This is a genomic window from Nocardia mangyaensis (genome assembly GCF_001886715.1).
In the GTDB taxonomy this organism is placed as follows: domain Bacteria; phylum Actinomycetota; class Actinomycetes; order Mycobacteriales; family Mycobacteriaceae; genus Nocardia; species Nocardia mangyaensis.
This window is the reverse complement of the sequence record NZ_CP018082.1, coordinates 6,134,846-6,153,454: the sequence shown is the minus strand read 5'-3', so window position 1 is coordinate 6,153,454 and position 18,609 is coordinate 6,134,846. Positions and strand designations below refer to the sequence as shown.

The following is an 18,609-nucleotide window of genomic DNA, read 5'->3' as shown; positions in this document are numbered from 1 at the left end:
CCTTCCAGGGACCGATGGTCCCGCTATCTCGGATGTCCACTACTTCAGGGGAACCTCAGGACGGCACCCTGATATCGAAGAAGCGGATCGGCGACGATCCGGCTGGGTTCACCGCACTGACCGAGCTTCTGACCGCGGCTGGCGATACCGCCGAGGACCCGATCCCGGTCGCGATCGAAACACCGCGCGGGTTGATGGTCGCCGCGATCCGCGCCACCGGCCGGCCGGTTTACGCGATCAATCCGATGGCGGTGGCCCGTTATCGCGAACGCCACACCGTGGCCCGCGCCAAGTCCGACCACGCTGACGCGATGACCCTGGCTAACATCTTGCGCGTCGATGCCCACATGCACCGACTGATCCCGGCCGACGCTGAACTCACCGAAGCCATCGCCGTGCTGGCCCGCGCTCAGCAAGACGCGGTTTGGCGCCGCACCAAGGCGAGCAACGAACTACGCTCCCTGCTCCGCGAATTTCACCCAGTGTTCCTGGCTGCCTTCGCTGATAAGTCCGCCACCAACCTCGCCAAACCCGAAGCCCGCGCGATACTGGCCATCGCCGCGACCCCAGCCACCGCGGCGAAACTGACCCGGGCCCGCGTGACGGCCGCGCTTCGGCGAGCGGGGCGCAAACGCGGTATCGAAGCCCTGGCCGAAGACATCGTCGACAAGTTGCGCCGTCCCGGCCTGCGCCAACCCGACCAGGTCGAGAAGGCGATGGGGCGCCAAGCCCTAGCCCTGCTCGCCACCCTCGATGCCGCCTGCACTGGCGCCGACGACCTGGAACAGGCAGCCGCCGAAGAGTTCCGTAAACACCCTGATCACGCGATCATCACCAGCTTCCCCGGTTTGGCCGACCTCACCGGCGCCCGGGTTTTGGCCGAGATCGGCGACGACCGCCGACGGTTCGCTGACGCGCGCGCGTTGAAGGCATATGCGGGAACCGCGCCAGTGACCCGTGCATCGGGGCGCAGTATCTCGATCACCTTCCGCCGGATCAAGAACGACCGCCTCGCCGCCGCGGGCTGGGTCTGGGGATTCTCTGCGGCCGCCAACACCGGGCCTGCCCGCGAGCACTACCTACGCCGCCGCGCGCACGGCGACCGGCACTCCGCCGCCCTGCGGCACCTGGTGAACAAGATGCTCGGCCAGCTCTTCTACTGCCTTCAAAACGGACAGGAATTCGACCCTGCCAAGGCATTCGGTCAACCGATCACGACTACCCCGGAACCGGTCGCTGCTTGACACCTAAAAGCATCGGAGGTCTTGTTCGTGTTGATCACCGGCATCGGATGGGAAGACCTGCCCCAGGAACTTGGGTTCGGGTCCGGCATGACCTGCTGGCGGCGGCTACGCGACTGGCAGGCGGCCGGGGTCTTCGAGGCCATGCACACCACGATGCTCGCCCACTGCCACCGCGCGGGATTGATCGATTTCGACCGCGTCATACCCGACGGCTCGCACGTGCGGGCCAAAAAAGGACATCCCAGGGCTTAGATTGTCAAGCAGCAGTGGCTTGGTCGGCGGCGCCGGGAGACCAGGCGGTGGCCTCGTTGTAGGGTGTGCGGGTCTTGAGGCAGCCGTGGAGGATGCCGACGAGCCGGTTGGCGAGTTGGCGTAGCGCGGCGCGGTGTTCCATGCCGCGCGCGCGATGCCGGTCGTAGTAGGCGCGGGCGCCGGGTGAGGCGGTCAGGGCGCAGAACGCTTGCTGGGCGAGTGAATCGATGAGCCGGTCGTTGTGGACGAACCGGGCGGCGACGATCTTCTTCTTGCCGGAGGCGCGGGTGATCGGGCTGGTGCCCGCATAGTTTTTGCGGGCTTTGGCCGAGGCGTAGCGGCCGCGGGCATCTCCGAATTCGGCGAGCACCCGGGCACCGAGGATGACGCCTATCCCGGGTTGAGACAGGACGATCTCAGCATCCGGGTGCCGTCCAAAATGCGCTTCCACCTGCGCGGCCAGTTCGGCGATCTGTTCTTGGAGCGTGATCAGGATTTGGATCGAGGCGCGTGTGGTGGCCGCGTAGGCGGCATCGATCACCTGGTCACGGCGTAGGTGGTCGGCTCGCAGTGCCGCTTGGACGCGAGTGGCTTTGGTGTCGATATCGCGGCGGCGGGCCCGGGTGAGTGCGGCACGGATCTGGTTGCGCGATAGCCGCGCTGCCGCAACAGGTTCGGGCGCTTTGGCCAGTAGTTCCAGGGCATCGGGTGCGGTGAGGTCATCGAATGCCTCGAGCGCGGCGGGGAAGTATTCGCGTAGTGAGTGGCGAAGCCGCTGCGTGGTTCGAGTACGTTCCCAGATCAGCGTCTTGTGGGCTCGGGCAACTACTTTCACCGCCTCGGCTTGCGGGCTGTCGGCCGCGACGAGCCGCAACTGGTGGGAGTCGGTGCGCACCATGTCGGCCAGCACGTGAGCATCGGCGGGATCGCTCTTGGCGCCGGAGACCGTGTGCCTGTCTCGGTACCGTGCAGCTTGCAAGGGGTTGACTGCATACACCGAGTAGCCGGCCGCGACCAGGGCCGCGACCCAGGGGCCTCGGTCGGTCTCGATGCCGATGACTACGGCATCAGCTGCGGCGCCGACATCGAGGTGTTCGCCGATCAGTGCGTGCAGTCGCCCGATTCCGTCGACGCCTTCGGGTAGCCGGGCTCGGGCCAGTCTCTTGCCTGCCTGGTTCATCAATTCCACGTCGTGATGGTCTTGGGCTCAGTCGTCTCCGATGAATAACACCAGCAGTCCTCCTGTCTATCACCAGCTTTCGATATCGGTAGCGTTCAGGAGAACACCCGGCGACCTAATGAAAAGTGCTCACGCCTCGGGCGGGCACGACATCCCAGCAGCGATCCGTTCTCCTGGTCGACCGGCGGGGGCACGATCTTTTTTCAGGACTCAATGTCCCGGGGGCACAGAGTGCTCACCCGCCAGCCGCTACCAGCAGTGAGTCTGCCGCATCGGCAGGCCCGCTACATCTCATTAGGGGTGCCGATACCGGTCCCAGCCCGGTCGACCGCCGCAAAACCGGAGCGAATCGTGCTCCACGGTGCCGGATTCACACTCGCGGCGAGCCTGCTGAGTCGACACCACGACCGACCGAGTCACACCGACCCAAGGCCGTCTTGACCGCGCGTATTCGAAGGCCGACCCTCATCTCGCTCACCCGAGAAGTCAAACACCACATCCTGACCTGCGGCAACGGCCTCCCGCTCGCAATCGTTCAGTCAGCGGCCAACATCAACGATCACCTCGTGCTACCCGAGCTACTCGACCGAGTACGTCCGCTACGCGGACGCACCGGCCGACCACGCGAGAAGATCACGACCCTGATCGCGGACAAAGGCTACGACTACCCCCGCGTCTACGACGAACTCGAACAACGACGGATCACCGGCTATATCCCACGCCGCGGCACCCGCGACAAGGTGACCGCCGGCCGCTGGATCGTCGAGCAAACACTGGCGTTGCTGCACCAATACCGGCGCTTGGCCGTCCGTTGGGAACGCCGCACCGACATCCATCAGGGATTCCTCGACCTGGCCGCTGCGCTGATCTGCTGGCGACGACTCAGCAATCAAACTTGATAGGAGCTCTATGGCTGCGGACAGATACGGAGTCAGTCCACATCGCTATGTTTGGGTTTCTGCTGCTTGATTAGGAGGCGTGGCCCCCGACGTTGGTAATTCGCGCCGTGCTATGGCTGGCCTTCTGGGCCGAATGCGGAGGCCGACCCATGATAGCAGGCTTTCCGTAGCAGATCGACGTACGAGCTGGGTGGCGTCGGGAGTGGTTCAGGGTGCAGCGTCGGCTGATTTGGTGGTGTCGTCGGTGTCGTCGGTGTCGGCGTGGACGGTTTTGGTGCCCCAGCCGATGTGGGCTTCGCTGCGCATGCGGTCGATCATGTGGGGGTAGTGCAGTTCGAACGCGGGTCGTTCGGATCGGATGCGGGGTATGTCGTAGAAGTTGTGTCGTGGTGGTGGGCAGGTGGTGGCCCATTCCAGGGAGTTGCCGTGGCCCCACGGGTCGTCGACGGCCACGACCTCGCCGTATCGGTAGCTTTTGAACACGTTCCATACGAATGTCGTCATCGACGCACCGAGGAGGAACGATCCGATGGTGGAGACGGTGTTGAAGGTAGTGAATCCGTCGGTGGGCAGGTAGTCGGCGTAGCGGCGGGGCATGCCTTCGCTGCCGAGCCAGTGCTGGACCAGGAAGGTGGCGTGGAAGCCGATGAAGGTGGTCCAGAAGTGGAGTTTGCCGAGGCGTTCGTCGAGGAATCGGCCGGTCATCTTGGGGAACCAGAAGTAGATGCCGGCGAAGGTGGCGAACACGATGGTGCCGAAGAGCACGTAGTGGAAGTGTGCGACGACGAAGTAGCTGTCGTGGACGTGAAAGTCCAGCGGCGGGCTGGCCAGGATCACCCCGGACAGGCCGCCGAACAGGAACGTGACGATGAAGCCCAGCGCCCACACCATCGGGGTTTCGAAGGTGAGCTGGCCTTTCCACATGGTGCCGATCCAGTTGAAGAACTTGACCCCGGTCGGGACCGCGATCAGAAACGACATCAGTGAGAAGTAGGGCAGCAGGACCGCGCCGGTGGCGTACATGTGGTGGGCCCATACCGCCATCGACAGCCCGGCGATGCCGAGGGTGGCGTAGATCAGGGTGGTGTAGCCGAAGATGGGTTTGCGGCTGAACACGGGCAGGATTTCGCTGATGACGCCGAAGAACGGCAGCGCGACGATGTAGACCTCGGGGTGTCCGAAGAACCAGAACAGGTGCTGCCACAGGATCGCCCCGCCGGTGGCGGGGTCGAAGATGTGGCCGCCGAGGTGGCGGTCGAAGGCGATGCCGAGCAGCCCGGCGGTGAGCACGGGAAACGCCAGAAGCACCAGCACGCTGGTGACCAGTATGTTCCAGGTGAAGATCGGCATCCGGAACATGGTCATGCCCGGGCAGCGCAGGCATACCACGGTGGTAACCATGTTGACCGCGCCGAGGATAGTGCCCAATCCCGAGACCACCAGCCCCATTACCCACAGGTCCGCGCCCACGCCCGGGGAATGCACGATATCGGACAGGGGCTGGTAGGCGGTCCATCCGAAATCGGCGGCCCCGCCGGGGGTGAGGAACCCCGAGACCGCCATCGTCGCGCCGAACAGGAACAGCCAGTAGCTCAAGGCGTTCAGGCGGGGGAAGGCCACGTCGGGGGCGCCGATCTGCAAGGGCAGGATCGCGTTGGCGAACCCGAACACCGTCGGGGTCGCATAGAACAGCAGCATGATCGTGCCGTGCATCGTGAACAGCTGGTTGTACTGCTCGGGAGACAGGAACTGCATGCCCGGGCGGGCGAGTTCGCCGCGCATCAGCAGCGCCATCAGCCCGCCGATGAGGAAGAACGCTGTGGTGGTGACCAGGTACATGATCCCCAGCAGCTTGGGGTCGGTGGTGGTGAGGATCTTCCACACCGCTGAGCCCTTGGGTCCGCCTCGGGCTGGGAACGGGCGAGAGGCTTCGACCGATGGAGCCTGTTGAGCTGGGACCTGCACCATCTGCACTCCTCACCCGTGACCGGACCGAACCCCAACCGCGATACCCGCTCGATGAGCGCTCAAACGATGGTGCGCTCCTTTACCGGAAATCTGGGGAAGGCTCGGCGCCGCCGGTGTTTCCGAGTAGGACCTCGACCGGTGGTTGCGCGGTGGGTAGCCGTGCGCTGTCGTCGTCGCGGGAGCCGCGCGGTGATTGACCGGCAGCTCGCCGGGTAAGCCGGGTGGACGAGGCAGGGTCGGGTCCGTGCACGGCAAGACGGAAAGGGGCGCGTTGATGAGTTCGTCGGAGAACACGGTGCCGGACCGGGAATCCGCAGCGGAGAACCGCCCTAGCGGGTGGTCGGTGCCGGGGGCCCGGACCTCGCTGGTGGCCGGAATCTTGTTGGCGACAGCGGTATTCACGATCGTCGATGAGACCATTCTGCATTTGCTGCTGCACTGGCATCATTTCTACGACCGCTCCACTCCCGGGGTGGCCATGCTCAGTGACGGGTTGTTCCAGGCCGTGGGCGTGGTGGCCTTGGTCGCCTCGGGCTACCTGTACGCCGATCTGCGCCGTCGCGGAGTATGGCGCCCGTTGTGGCAGGCCACCGGATTCTTTCTGGCGCTGGGGGTGATCGGGCTCGTCGACGAGGTCCTCATTCACAAACTGCTGAACTGGCATCAGATCCACTACGGCGACGAGGTGTGGAAATACGATGCCGGCGCCGGGGTGTGCATCGTGGCCAGCCTGCTGGTCGGAGGCGTGCTGCTACGCCGGAGCCTGCGCAGCCCCGATGGCGGGATCCGCCTCGATCTCGGGGGCTCGAAAGGCCTCGATGTCCCCGACAGCACGCGATAGGGCGCGACGATGCTGCTGACACAGCACCCCCACCACACCGACCACCTCGAGCACACCACCACCCACGCCGGTGCGGGATGGCTGGGATGGGTGGTGCCGGTGGTCGCGGCGGTGCTGCTGGGGTTGTATCTGGTGGGGATGGGGCGGTATTCCCGGCGTTTCGACCGTGGGTGGAGCCGGTGGCGGCTCGCCGGGTTCGTGTCCGGGCTGGTGTTGGTGATCGTGGCGCTGTCGGGGCCGGTGAGCGCGTTCGCGCACGCCGACGCGCGCGGGCACATGCTGCAGCACCTGCTCATCGGCATGTACGCGCCCCTGGCGTTGGTGATGTCGGCGCCGGTGACGTTGTTGCTGGGCGCGCTCACCCCACGGGCGGGGCGGCGCGTGGGCGCGGTGCTGCACACCCGGGCGCTGCGGTTGCTGGGTCACCCGATCACTGCCGCGATCCTCAACGTCGGTGGCCTGAATGTGCTGTATCTGACCCCGTTGTACGCGGCGAGCATGCAGCGGGGCTGGTTGCACGTGCTGATCGCGGTGCACATGCTCGCGGCCGGGTATCTGTTCACCTGGTCGATCGCCGGGCCGGACCCCGCACCGCATCGGCCGGGGCTGACACTGCGCGTGGTGACCGTGCTGGCGGCCATCACCGCCCACGCGTTCCTGGGCAAACTCCTCTACGCCGAGGCCGGTCGGCTCCCCCCGGGCACGCACTACCCGCCCGCGCAGATGGAACAAGCAGCGCAATGGATGTACTACGGCGGCGAAATCGCCGAACTCGTGCTGGTCATCGCCTTGTTCATGTGGTGGTACCGACACCCCCGCACCACAGCGGCGGCCGCCGAACCCCGCAGGCCCGTGCAGGCTACTGCTGTCCCTCTGCCGGGGATGCGCTGACGGCGGTTTCCTGCGGAGTCGCGTCACCGAGCCCGGTCGAAGCAGCTATTGGGCGACCGCGGCCAGGCGTCGATGCTCATGCCGGTGTGTGAGCGGTCACCCGGTCCGGCCCAGGGGGAGGGCGGTCATTTCCTGCGTAGTGCCCGCCAGGGTCGGGTCGTGTCCTGGGTGGGGTGTCCGGGGCACCAGTGTTCGGGGGCGACACCGGCGCGGACGGCCTCGATGTGGGCACCGCAGCCGGACCAGGTGGTTTTACCGCAGGTGCGGCATCGCACCGGTGAGCACATCAGCGGGCCCCCTCGGGGGTGGTATCGATTTTCGGGGGTCCTTGGTAGGGGCGGTGCAGGGCGGCGAATCCCGGGGTGGTCGCGGCGGTGACCAGCGCCTCGAGCAGGGCCGGACCATGTTCGGCGGCAGGGGCTTCGGTCAGGACCGGGCCCTGGAAACCGTGGCCGTCGATCACGATGATCGGGCTGCCGCCATTGCCACCCAGGACGTCCTGGCTGGCCTGATGTGAGCGGGTGACGGCGCTGTCGAGACCGGTGTCGTCGGCGTACCGGGCCAGTGCCGGGTCCAGACCGGCGGCGGACAGTGATTCCGCGAGCGCGGCGGGCCCGAGATCCTGCCCGTGCACGTGCAGCCGGTTCCCAGCGGTGTCGTAGAGGCGCGCGAACGCCTCGGGCCCGCCGGTTGCGGTGGCTGCGGCGAAGACCCTCCCGAGGCGGCGCGAGCGCTCGATCATCGGCCGGTGATCGGCGTCGACGTCGTGGCCCTCGTTGAGTACGGCCAGGCTCATCTGCCGCAGCCGCGCGGTGTGCGGGCCGTCCTGGGCGGCGGCGAGCAGCCACCGCGAACTCACCCACGCGAACGGGCAAACAGGATCGAGATACAGGTCGATGTCGGCCATCGAGGGCCCTCCTAGGGAAGTGGTGGCGCGCCGGTTCGGGACAGGACCCATAGGGACCGGCGCGCCGGTGGGTGGATGCGGTCAGGGGGTGGCGTCAGTGACTGCTGGACGCGCGTGGCCGCCCCTGCAGTTCGACCCCGAACAGCGGGCCCAGCAGGCAGAAATGGAAGACTCCCGCCGCGATCGGGACCAGGCCGATCACGGCCACGATGACTCCTGCGGTCCCGCCGATCACGGCCAAGCCGATCACGATCACCGCGATTCCGGCGGCCATACGGGCCAGGCGCCCGGCGGTACTTCGCATGAATTCGATGATGCCCATAACGCTGCACTCCTTCGACGCAGGAACAGGGGTTGCGCTCAACTATACCCCCTGGGGTATGGTCGGACTCGACATCAACATACCCCAGGGGGTATCAAAGGAGGGTCGGATGACCGAAACGAAGCTCGATACCGCCTCGGCGAAACCACCCGGCACGACCTCCGGGCCAGGACTGCTGGGCCGGTGGGGCGCGTTCATGGCCGGGCGCACCCGGGCAGTGATCGGGATATGGCTGCTGGTGCTGATCGCACTGGGCGCCGCCGCGCCGAGTGTGTTCACCTCCCTGGCCGGGGCCGGGTGGCAAGCCAACGGCTCGGAATCGGTCCGTGCCCGTGAACTGGCTCAGCAGCACTTCGGTGGTAACTCCTCGGCCGCGGTGCAGGTGGTGATCCATTCCGACACCGCCACGATCGGTGACCCGGCGATGGTACGGGTGGTCGAGCAGGCCACGGCGGTCTTCGCCGGGGACGAGCGGATCGGGCAGGTGATCGCCCCGCAGCCGGGGTTCACGATCAGCCCTGACGGACACACCGGCATCGTGATCGCGGGCGCCAATGCCTCCACTGATGACATGGTCAAAGCCGTCGACGAGCACAAAGCCGCGTTGACCGCGCTGTCGAAAGACGGGATCGAGGTGTATCCGACCGGGGCGTCGGCGTTGTGGAGCGATTTCAATGTCGCCAACCACGACGCGATGATCCAGGCCGAGATGTTGTCGTGGCCGGTCACCCTGGCGATCATGGTGCTGGCGTTCGGATCGCTGGTCGCGGCCGGGCTGCCGCTGCTGCTGACCCTCGCGGGCTTGGTGGCCTCCGCGGGTGGGTTGGTGCTGCTGAATCAGATCACCCCGATCTCGGTGTGGGCGATGAACTTCGCCATGATGTTCGCCCTCGCCCTGGGCATCGACTACGCGCTGTTCCTGGTCGCGCGCTTCCGCGACGCGCTGGCCCGCACCGGCGATCCCCGCGCCGCGGTCGCCGAAACCATGGACACCGCCGGCAAAGCCGTCCTGCTCTCAGGGCTGACGGTGCTGGTGAGCTTGTCGGCGGTGCTGATCGTGCCCGCTCCCGCCGTGCGGACCATGGCGGTCGGGATCATGCTCGCGGTGGTGTTCGTCCTCGCCGCGACCCTGACCCTGCTGCCCGCCGTCCTCGGCGCGCTCGGCACCAAGATCAACGCCGCCGCGCTGCCCTACGCGCGCCGCCAGCAGCACCGCTCGCCGGTGTTCGCGCGCTGGGGCCAGATCCTGCACAAGCATCCGTGGCCGTTCGCCGCGGTGGCACTGGCCATCCTGATCGGGCTGGCCGCGCCGGTGTTCGGGCTCAAGACCGCGATGCCCTCGATCGCGGTCGTGCCCACCGACGCGCCGGTGCGCCAGGGCTATGAACTGATCGCCGAGCAGATGGGCCCCGGCGCCCCGGGCATGCTCTCGATCATCACCCCGACCGCCGACGCGGCGGCCACCGAGACTATCGCGCGCGCCAGCGACGGCATCGTCATGCTCACCCCGCCCCAGCCCGCCGTCGACGGCGCCGATCTGGTGATGATGCAGGCCATGCCCGCAGTCGATCCCTCCGCGCCGCGGATGGCCGAAATCCTGGACCGGTTGCGTGCCGACCTGCCCGCCGACGCGGTGGTCGGTGGCGCGGCGGCGGAAAACCTCGACCTGCAACAAGCCCTCGACGACTATCTGCCGATCGTAGTGGCCATCATCTTGGTGCTCGGGTTCGTGTTGTTGCTGATCGCGTTGCAGGCCCCGCTCATCGCGGCCTTGGGAACCCTGGTCAGCCTGCTCTCGACCGCGGCCGCGTTCGGGGTGGCCAAGCTGATTTTCCAGGACGGGCACGGCGCCGAGCTGCTGGGCTTCACCTCGCAGGGGTTCCTCGACGGGTGGGGGCCGGTGTTCTTCTTCGCGATGATCTTCGCCATCGCCATGGACTACACGGTGTTCTTGCTGGCCACCGCCAAGGAACACTATGAGCGCACCGGCGACCCCCACGCCGCGCTCCTGGACGGGATCGCGCATTCGGGGCGGGTCATCTTCGCCGCCGCGGCGGTGATGGTGGCGGTGTTCTTCACCTTCGCCCTGGCCGACCCGCTCCCACCCAAGGAGATGGGCATCATCCTGGGTGTCGCGGTCCTGCTCGACGCACTGCTGGTGCGGCTGGTGCTGCTGCCGGTGATCCTGCGCCTGACCGGGCACGCTGCCTGGTGGAGCCCGGCGTGGCTGACCCGGGTGCTGCCCACCATCAGCTTCGCTCACCACTGACCCACCGGCCAACCCACTTCCTCGGAACCCCTTCTATACCCCACGGGGTATATTGGGGGGAAGATCCGAGAAGGGAAACATCGATGAACGCCAACGACGAGGCGATGACGCAAGTCCTCAACAGACTGCGCCGCGCGCAAGGCCAACTCACCGGGGTGATCGCCATGATCGAGGACGGGCGCGACTGCAAGGACGTGGTCACCCAACTCGCCGCGGTCTCCAAAGCGCTCGACCGCGCCGGATTCAAGATCGTCGCCACCGGCCTGCGCGAATGCCTCACCGAAACCCCCGACGGTGAGGCCGCGCCCATGAGCATCGACGAACTGGAAAAGCTCTTTCTCGCCCTGGCCTGACCCCGCACAGCGCGGGGTCGGGTACGCACACTGGAAGGACTCCCGCCGATGGCATTGCCACCGCGACCGCACGAATGGACCATCACCCGCCTCGTCCCGGCACTGGCCGGGACCCTGGTCCTGCTCAGCGTATTGCTGAGTGTGACCCTGTCCTCGTGGTGGCTGATCCTGGCCGCCCTGGTCGGGGCGAACCTGCTGCTCTACAGCGCGGCGGGCTGGTGCCCGGCCACCCTGGTGATGCGCCGACTCGGTCTGACCGACACGACCTGCCCAACCCCCACCGCCTGACCACTTTCCTCGGATCGGAGCACACGAATGGACCTGGCCCTGTCGACCACGCTGCACACCACCTTCGACGACGCGCTCGAACGCACCCGAGAAGCGTTGGCCGAGCAAGGATTCGGCATCCTCACCGAGATCGACATGCAAGCCACCCTCAAAGCTAAACTCGGCCACGACATGGAGGACTACCGCATCCTCGGCGCCTGCAACCCACCCCTGGCCCACCAAGCGGTCGAGATCAACCGCCAGATCGGGCTGCTGCTGCCCTGCAATGTCGTGGTCCGTCGCGACCGGACCGACACCGACACCGACACCGACACCGACACCGACACCATCATCGTCGAAGCGATGAACCCCCAGCTCATGGTCGCAGTCACCGATCCGGTCGCCGAGGATGCCACCACCCGCCTGCGCGCAGCCCTGGCTGCGCTGGGGGGCCACGGGGATTTGACATGACGCCCACCGTCCCGGTCACTGCGCCAGACTGCCGCGCCTTCCCAACGAGCCGATCGTCCCTACGGCCCTGAGCCGATTATCGACGACCCGAATAACCTTGGCACGCCGCTCGGTCAGACCCACCCACCACATCTCACTCCGGCCTTCGCCGCGCCTAGGCTGTCCGATCGACCCGCCGAGCAAGCGCGCCGGTTCGAGACGTCGGACTCCGAGTGCACCGGTGGTGACCGGTTACAGAGCGGGACCGATGGCGTCCTTGCCGGTGCCCGGCCGGGGGATGCGTATCGCACTCACATGTAGCACCGGTGCATCAGCCACTGGCACTGAAGCAATTGAATATCAAGGAAATGATAGAATGATTGCCAACGCGAGGTGGTATGACGTGAGCAATGGGGCTGGATACATTGCAGCGCAGTACTTCCAAAACCCGCATCAGCAACTACAGTAGCTATAGCCCGAAATCCTTTCTAATCTGCAGCATACCCGCACCCCAGCGCGGTCCTGAACCTGCTCCTCGGCCGTGCTGGGCTGGCAAGCCACAGCAAAGCGACCGAGATGGTACGCCTGGAATGTAGGCCTTTGATCAGACTTCGTTGTCTTGCGAAATCCGCCTAGAGCAGTCCAATATTCTCGGTGTGCAGCGTCGCAGTCGGATCGATTCGGATTCCCCGGGCTCGTGACGACGCATCGATAATTCCCCAAATGATAGCGCTGAGATGATCCCGGAAGGCCGAGCGGGACATCGCGGATGGGTCGGCTTGCGAGTTAATCCACCAATCGGTTGCGGAGAGGCTGGCCCCTATGATTGACTGCACGACCAAATCTATGCCGGTGCTGTCCGCGCCAACGTTCTCCAACACGGCGGCGAAATGGCCAGCAATGAAACCGGCGAGCTCGCGTGCATCCTCCAGGGCCTGATCGGATTCTGATGAGCTCTCGCTAAAATGACTCCGCACGAGATATTTGAAAACGTTGCGGTGCTCGTCGACCAATTGCGTATATTGCTCGACGAGCTGATTCATCACTTTACCGATCGGCTCGGATCCGAAGTCGACCGCATCGAGAATGTTGGTCCACATAAGGTCCTTCGCCCGCTCCACCACAGCGGCACGGAGGCCCTGTTTGTCGTTGAAGTGGCGATACAGCTTAGGTTTTGTTGCGCCTGCTTCCCGGGCGATATCGTCCATGCTGGCCTCGGGGCCATATTTAGCGAAGGCTTGGTACGCGGCATCAACCAGCTCCGCGCGCACTACGACCCGATGCTCTTCCCAACGGCTTGATCGTGCGTCAACTCGCCGAACCACCGAGCTACCGACCTCCAACACCTTCCGTCGCGCGCCTGCCACGATGCCGATCCTACGCTACGGGCTACACGGATGGACAAGTACACGAGGTCGGCAGCCCGTTTAACGCCAGGATTCTGGCGATGTCACCGCCGGACGGCCACTGCCGGTTGTGTACGGTTAGCCGAATGTCACCATGACAGTATCGGTGATCGGTAGAGACTGGCAAGCCAGGCGGTCGCCCTCCTCGATGTCGTCCTCGTCGAGTACGTCGTTCACTCTCATCTGTATGTCACCATCCATAACCTTGCATACGCACGCGCCGCATCCGCCTTCGCGGCACGAGTACGGCGGCGAAAAGCCCTCATTCAGCAGGACTTCGACGAGCGTAAGATCCTTGGGCCATTGAAGCTCGGCACGGTCACCATCCAGGTAGACCACGAGACGTGCCTGCTCCGTGGTCATCGACTGCTTGACGCCAATTTCGATGTCGAACGGATCGGAACGAAGAGATTGGAAAATTTCTCGATGGAGATTGCCATGCTGGATACCGACATGATGCGCTACGTCGCCCACTAGATCCATGAAAGCCGCTGGACCGCACACGAAGTACATTCGATTCTTATATGCGCTGCAGAGTTCTGAGAGAGTTTTTCGGTCCGGGAGTCCTCGCTCGCTCTCCAGCCACTCTATGAGAATGAGCCGTTCCGGAAACTGTTTCGCCATATAGCGAAGGTCTTCGCCAAAAATTACGCTCTCTGCGTCCTGGTTCGCATAGAAAAGCACAAGATGGCCATCACCCTCGAGCAGGGCTGACTTGATAATTGAGATGATCGGCGTGATGCCACTGCCAGCTGCTAGCAGTACCATATCCGAATTCAAATCCTGCGGCGTGAAGTGTCCGCTAGGCGGTAGCACGGACACGATAGTGCCAGTGGCGATATTGTCGCACAGCCAGTTGGATCCATACCCACCCGCTGTGCGTTTTACTGTTACGGCCAGCTCGTCCTCGGTGTGCGGAGAACTCGACAGCGAGTAGCAACGGGCTGCAGGTTCCCTCTCGCCACTCCCAGGAATGCGCAACGTCAGGAACTGTCCCGGAGTGTACGAGAATGTTGCCCATTGATGCTCCGGGACTTCAAACCATATCGAGACCGCATCCTGCGTCTCCTGCACCACGCGGGACACAGTGAGCTCACATGGCATATTTTTCTTCGAGAACATTCCATCTCCCTCGATGCTGGACAGTCACTCTCGGACGTCCGTATGGCCCGGCGGTCCGGCATCAAATGTTGTAATTCACCAGACCGTATCGGCGACCTATCGCGAATCCGAGGCGGGCCAGAGGCGCGTTGAGGTCCTGGTACCTAGGCCCTACCGCCCGCGTAATAAAATCGAAGCCGAGGGCATCGGGCCCGATGAGAACGCGCGGCTTATTGCGACGCACGCCCTTAATGATTGAATCCGCAGCGCCTTCGGGTGTCGTGAGAGCAATCCGATCGAATCCGGCAACAATCTTCTTTTGATCGCCTATTGTGCCGACACCCCGAGCATCCCGCACGATATTGGTCCGGACACCACCGGGATGAACGCAGGTTACACCTACGGGCAAGCGGTTAATTCGCATCTCCTGACGCAACGCTTCGGTGAAACCTCGGACAGCGAATTTGGACGCGTTGTACGCGCTCTGGCTGGGTATGGCCATCAGCCCGAAAACGCTCGAAACATTGACAACGTGGCCGTCACCTGAATCAATCAGATCCGGAAGAAATAGTTTTGTTCCGTTAACCACCCCCCAGAAATTGATGCCCATCAACCATTCGAAGTCGATCCATTCCATGTCCACTACATCGGCGCCTAGCGCAACGCCCGCGTTATTGACGACCATGCTGATCGATCCGAAGTCCGCCAGGACGCGGTTCCGGTAATCCTGGAATGCGTGACGATTGGCTACATCGAGCTCATAGGGTCGGCATTCTGCACCAAGCGAATTGCAAACAGCGGCGGTCTCGTGTGCGCGTTCCGCGTCGATATCAGCGATCGCGAGCCGTGCGCCGTCGCCAGCCAGCCGAATTGCGACGGCGCGGCCGATGCCCGAACCGCCCCCCGTTACCGAGATCACCCGGTCTCTGAAGTATTTCATTTCGGAAGGTTCCCCTTTTCGAGCGCCTTCGAGAGGTCGGCGGTGTATTGTGTACCGGCCAACTCGCCGACAAATCCGAAATCCGCCGGCGCCAGTTTGCGAGTGCGCCGCCAGTATTGCCATGTGAAGCCCGGCCAAACAGTTCGGTTGACGCCCTGTGCGTCGAGGTACCAACTTGTACACCCGCCGCTACTCCAGACTCCCTTGACCAGCTTGGTCTGAATTTCGGAGTTGAATTTCTGCTGGACCGGCTCGCGTACTTCTAGCGCAGCTGCGCCACGTTTGTTGGCAAGATCGATCGCCGAGATAATGTATCTGATCTGGCATTCAATCATAAACACTACGGAGTTATGGCCCAGCCCCGTGTTGGGGCCGAGTAGGAAGAAAAGATTGGGGAATCCGGCGGTAGTGATGCCGAGGTGCGTCTGGATCCCCTCGTCCGACCAAACCGTTGCGAGTTCCCTGCCGGACGAGCCTTTGAGGCGAAGGCTTTCAAACCCGTCGGTCACATGGAATCCGGTCGCGTAGATGATCACATCCGCTGGACGCTTCTCACCGTTCCGTGACACGATCGCGTCCTCGGTTATCTCAGAGATACCTTCAGTGATGACGGTTGTGGTTGGTCTATTCAGTGCTGGATAGTAATCACTCGAGCCGAGAATCCGCTTACATCCGATGCGATAGCTAGGCGTGAGTTTACCGCGCAACACGGGATCATCGATTCCCTGTGCGATGTTCCACTTGGCGATGCTCTCAAGTGGTCGCATGAGGTTGAGGTGACCATTAAGGCCCATTGACAACGATTCTGCTGACCAGTAGATAGCCGCCCGCACTGCCTTCGCAAGAATCGGCATCCTGGTGAATGCCGCCCGGATAGATTCCGGAATCTTGACATTCTTCCTTGGTAGTACCCATGCTGGCGTCCGCTGGTATACGTGCAGTTCAGCGGCTTCCTTGGCAATTTCGGGAATGAACTGAATCGCACTGGCTCCGGTGCCGATCACGGCGACCTTTTTGCCCGCCAATGAGCAATCATGATCCCACTTCGCCGAATGAAAGACTGTGCCGTTGAAGTTCCTCTGCCCCTCAATTGTAGGGATGCTCGGTATGTGTAGCGCTCCGACTCCTGAGACTAGGAACTGGGCGATGTATTCGTGGCCGTCGGATGTGACCAGATGCCAGGCGGAATCATCGGGATCCCAATGTCCGGATTGCAGTACCCGACCAAAATGAGTGTACCGATACAGATCGTACTTGCGTGCTAGCCCGGTGAGATAGTTCTGGATCTCGTCCTGCCCTGCCCAGAGCCGACTCCAATCCGGTTTGGGCTCGAAGGAGTACGAGTACATATGCGAAGGAACGTCACATGCGCAGCCCGGATACGTGTTGTCGCGCCATGTTCCGCCGATCTCGGTCTCTTTCTCGATAATTAGGAAATCATCTATTCCCGCTCTCAGCAATTGTATTGCCATCCCCATTCCCGAAAATCCGCTTCCGATGATGAGGACTTGCGTCCGGTGGACTGTGGCTCGCGCTCCGTCACCTCCCGAGCCATTGGACTTTTGTGCATACTTGGCAGATCGACTTTTGCTCATCGGTTTCCTCTGGCCGGTGCGGCTCGCCCAGTGCTAGCCGCGAATACATGTATCGTGCGAAATTCCTGGCCACGTCCGTGCGCTTGTGTTTTCGCCGGACTGGGCTGCTCACCGCTGGGCGATATCCTCGGGGAGGCTCCTGGACAGACGCCACAGGAACATTGTGATGCGCCCTTCGATCATGCCGGCCTCGTCAAAGAACCGGATCATCGGCTCGGACATGAACTGCAAATTCTCCCGGTAGTGTGGACCGGACTGGCACGCCAAGAACCCACGTAGTGGATGCACGCCGACGACGCGGTACAGCTTCGGGTTGATCAAGATCGGATAAGCCAAGTTTGCGACGACCGCGAGCACGCCGCGGTGCCATGCTCTCGAGACTCGCCCCCGTACGCGCATGCCATCGACAAGCTCGGTTCGCGCGAACGTGATGTGGCGTGCCTCCTCGAGAACATGGATTTTCATCAACTGCCGGACCTGTGGCTGTAGACGCTCGTCATTCATTGCCTCGCGCTGGGCTCTATCGAGGATCTCCTCGATCAACAGCGTCGCACCCTGAATGGACGGCCCCAGCGGGATGAAGTGCAGGATCTTCGCCATTGAAAGGAACCCGCGCGGGAGCTTGTAGGGCGGGATCCCCGTTTTGGCAATCAAGCGGGCGAACATCATGGAGTGGCGGCTCTCGTCACCAACTTCGGCGAGTGCGTACAGCGACTTGTTGTCGACGAGGTCTCCTGTGGTGTTCTGCCGTAGCAATGCCATGCTCAGCAGATTTTCAGCGTAGATTCCGAAGCTGAGAATGCTCACGAGTTCATGCTTGCCCAGCTCAACTTTCTCTGCGTCCGAGAGCCGGTCCCAGATCTCGGTGCCGAAGAGCGACACCCGGTGTTCGGGCAGCCATGCCTTATCCGGCCACCATGGACTATCCCAGTCGATGTCAACCTCGGCGTCATAGGACTTCTCGGCAGAGGTCTTGAGCAGTCGCCCGGCCGATCGTTGAAGATCGGTGCGTCGGCGTCCGCTCACGCGGGCCATGCCGTCAGTGGTAACGGCTATCGGCCCGGCGCTGTGGCTTCGTACTTCGCTTGATGTCATTTGTCCATCTTTCGACTCGGCCGATGGCACGGCATCGGCGTATCCGGCACGGTGTGCCACCCCGTCGGAATGCTTGGACTCCCGCCCAAAGTTACCCGAACGATGGGTAGCGGATACTCGGGGTATGGGGTAACTTTGACTGCGGCAGACCGGATTGTCAAGCGGTCAACGCCCTCGGATCCCGACGTCGGCCCGCCCACCAGCAGTGCTGGTGTGGTGGATCCCGTTGCAGGCGTCGGCTGGCGATCACGCGAAGGAAGCCACAGTGAATTCTCATAGTCCGCACGATGACTCCGACTACATCGGGTCCGCGACAGTGATCATGGCAAGCACGGAAGTCGAGGTACAGGTCGAGCTGCGCGGCTTCTTCCAACCCATCGATGGCCGCTTCTGCTGGTACGGGCGGGTTGGACAGAGTGACATTCTCGACGAGTTTCTGCAGGGTCGTCGACGTTCGGTAGTGGTCCGGACTTCTGCCGGCGAGGCTGCCGGAACCATCGGTGATCGAGACTTCTGGGGTCGCTATCGGATTCAAGGCCGCGGTCGCCCGCCATACTCCACGCCGTCATCACTAGACGAAGTCGAGGCGACGCCGAGTTGAACTACAGACCGCGAAGACGGACGGCGAT

General features: G+C 63.6%; 17 protein-coding genes and 2 pseudogenes. 10 read left to right on the top strand and 9 right to left on the bottom strand.

The features are described from left to right. Window positions 1-32: 32 nt before the first annotated feature. Entirely contained in the window at window positions 33-1,244 is a 1,212-nt protein-coding gene (locus tag BOX37_RS28000; protein ID WP_071930232.1) for an IS110 family RNA-guided transposase, read from the top strand. 18 nt (window positions 1,245-1,262) lie between these two features. Further along, window positions 1,263-1,386: pseudogene (locus tag BOX37_RS36320) on the top strand (transposase); the annotation flags it as partial. 114 nt (window positions 1,387-1,500) lie between these two features. Here the strand turns inward: BOX37_RS36320 and BOX37_RS27990 are convergent. After that, window positions 1,501-2,727: pseudogene (locus tag BOX37_RS27990) on the bottom strand (IS110 family RNA-guided transposase). 386 nt (window positions 2,728-3,113) lie between these two features. Between BOX37_RS27990 and BOX37_RS34760 the strand changes: the two are divergent. Next, the gene (locus BOX37_RS34760; protein WP_167660002.1) at window positions 3,114-3,575 is read left to right on the top strand and encodes a transposase; all 462 of its coding nucleotides are present in this window, start codon (window positions 3,114-3,116) and stop codon (window positions 3,573-3,575) included. 207 nt (window positions 3,576-3,782) lie between these two features. On the opposite strand, the gene ctaD is transcribed toward BOX37_RS34760, so the two are convergent. Next, the gene (gene ctaD / locus BOX37_RS27980) at window positions 3,783-5,543 is read right to left on the bottom strand and encodes an aa3-type cytochrome oxidase subunit I (RefSeq protein WP_071931944.1); all 1,761 of its coding nucleotides are present in this window, start codon (window positions 5,541-5,543) and stop codon (window positions 3,783-3,785) included. Window positions 5,544-5,817: 274 nt separating this feature from the next. Between ctaD and BOX37_RS27975 the strand changes: the two genes are divergently transcribed. Then, window positions 5,818-6,384, top strand: coding sequence for a DUF2243 domain-containing protein (locus BOX37_RS27975; protein WP_084457609.1), 567 nt, complete (start codon window positions 5,818-5,820; stop codon window positions 6,382-6,384). A gap of 9 nt (window positions 6,385-6,393) precedes the next feature. After that, window positions 6,394-7,275, top strand: coding sequence for a cytochrome c oxidase assembly protein (locus BOX37_RS27970; RefSeq protein ID WP_156910582.1), 882 nt, complete (start codon window positions 6,394-6,396; stop codon window positions 7,273-7,275). Between the two features lie 286 nt (window positions 7,276-7,561). Here BOX37_RS27970 and BOX37_RS27965 read toward each other — a convergent pair whose 3' ends face one another. After that, window positions 7,562-8,182 (bottom strand): mycothiol-dependent nitroreductase Rv2466c family protein, encoded by a 621-nt coding sequence (locus BOX37_RS27965; RefSeq protein WP_071930230.1) that lies wholly within the window; start codon window positions 8,180-8,182, stop codon window positions 7,562-7,564. 94 nt (window positions 8,183-8,276) lie between these two features. Further along, the gene (locus BOX37_RS27960; protein WP_067487994.1) at window positions 8,277-8,504 is read right to left on the bottom strand and encodes a YgaP family membrane protein; all 228 of its coding nucleotides are present in this window, start codon (window positions 8,502-8,504) and stop codon (window positions 8,277-8,279) included. 109 nt (window positions 8,505-8,613) lie between these two features. Here BOX37_RS27960 and BOX37_RS27955 point away from each other — a divergent pair, with 109 nt between their 5' ends. From BOX37_RS27955 to BOX37_RS27940, 4 genes are all read left to right on the top strand, one after another. Next, on the top strand, window positions 8,614-10,773 hold the full coding sequence (locus BOX37_RS27955; protein WP_071930229.1) for an MMPL family transporter: 2,160 nt from the start codon (window positions 8,614-8,616) through the stop codon (window positions 10,771-10,773). 83 nt (window positions 10,774-10,856) lie between these two features. After that, window positions 10,857-11,126, top strand: coding sequence for a metal-sensitive transcriptional regulator (locus BOX37_RS27950; RefSeq protein ID WP_019050215.1), 270 nt, complete (start codon window positions 10,857-10,859; stop codon window positions 11,124-11,126). A gap of 48 nt (window positions 11,127-11,174) precedes the next feature. After that, window positions 11,175-11,414, top strand: coding sequence for a YgaP-like transmembrane domain (locus BOX37_RS27945; protein ID WP_071930228.1), 240 nt, complete (start codon window positions 11,175-11,177; stop codon window positions 11,412-11,414). A gap of 27 nt (window positions 11,415-11,441) precedes the next feature. Then, window positions 11,442-11,864: a DUF302 domain-containing protein gene (locus BOX37_RS27940; RefSeq protein ID WP_071930227.1), complete on the top strand. Its 423-nt coding sequence runs from the start codon at window positions 11,442-11,444 to the stop codon at window positions 11,862-11,864. A gap of 611 nt (window positions 11,865-12,475) precedes the next feature. On the opposite strand, the gene BOX37_RS27935 is transcribed toward BOX37_RS27940, so the two are convergent. The 5 genes from BOX37_RS27935 to BOX37_RS27915 form a co-directional block, all read right to left on the bottom strand. After that, on the bottom strand, window positions 12,476-13,210 hold the full coding sequence (locus BOX37_RS27935) for a TetR/AcrR family transcriptional regulator (protein WP_206045725.1): 735 nt from the start codon (window positions 13,208-13,210) through the stop codon (window positions 12,476-12,478). Window positions 13,211-13,327: 117 nt separating this feature from the next. Then, complete coding sequence (locus BOX37_RS27930; protein ID WP_067645190.1) at window positions 13,328-14,371, bottom strand: ferredoxin--NADP reductase; 1,044 nt, start codon at window positions 14,369-14,371, stop codon at window positions 13,328-13,330. 61 nt (window positions 14,372-14,432) lie between these two features. Then, window positions 14,433-15,290 carry an SDR family NAD(P)-dependent oxidoreductase gene (locus BOX37_RS27925; protein WP_071930225.1) on the bottom strand — a complete coding sequence of 286 codons (858 nt, stop codon included), beginning with the start codon at window positions 15,288-15,290 and terminating at the stop codon, window positions 14,433-14,435. Beyond that, window positions 15,287-16,885 (bottom strand): flavin-containing monooxygenase, encoded by a 1,599-nt coding sequence (locus tag BOX37_RS27920; RefSeq protein ID WP_071930224.1) that lies wholly within the window; start codon window positions 16,883-16,885, stop codon window positions 15,287-15,289. Before BOX37_RS27920 ends, BOX37_RS27925 begins: the two co-directional genes overlap by 4 nt. Window positions 16,886-16,993: 108 nt before the next feature. Next, window positions 16,994-17,980 (bottom strand): AurF N-oxygenase family protein, encoded by a 987-nt coding sequence (locus tag BOX37_RS27915; RefSeq protein WP_067645181.1) that lies wholly within the window; start codon window positions 17,978-17,980, stop codon window positions 16,994-16,996. A 205-nt stretch (window positions 17,981-18,185) separates the two neighbouring features. Here BOX37_RS27915 and BOX37_RS27910 point away from each other — a divergent pair, with 205 nt between their 5' ends. Then, the gene (locus tag BOX37_RS27910; RefSeq protein ID WP_338039761.1) at window positions 18,186-18,581 is read left to right on the top strand and encodes a DUF4873 domain-containing protein; all 396 of its coding nucleotides are present in this window, start codon (window positions 18,186-18,188) and stop codon (window positions 18,579-18,581) included. Window positions 18,582-18,609: the final 28 nt, after the last annotated feature.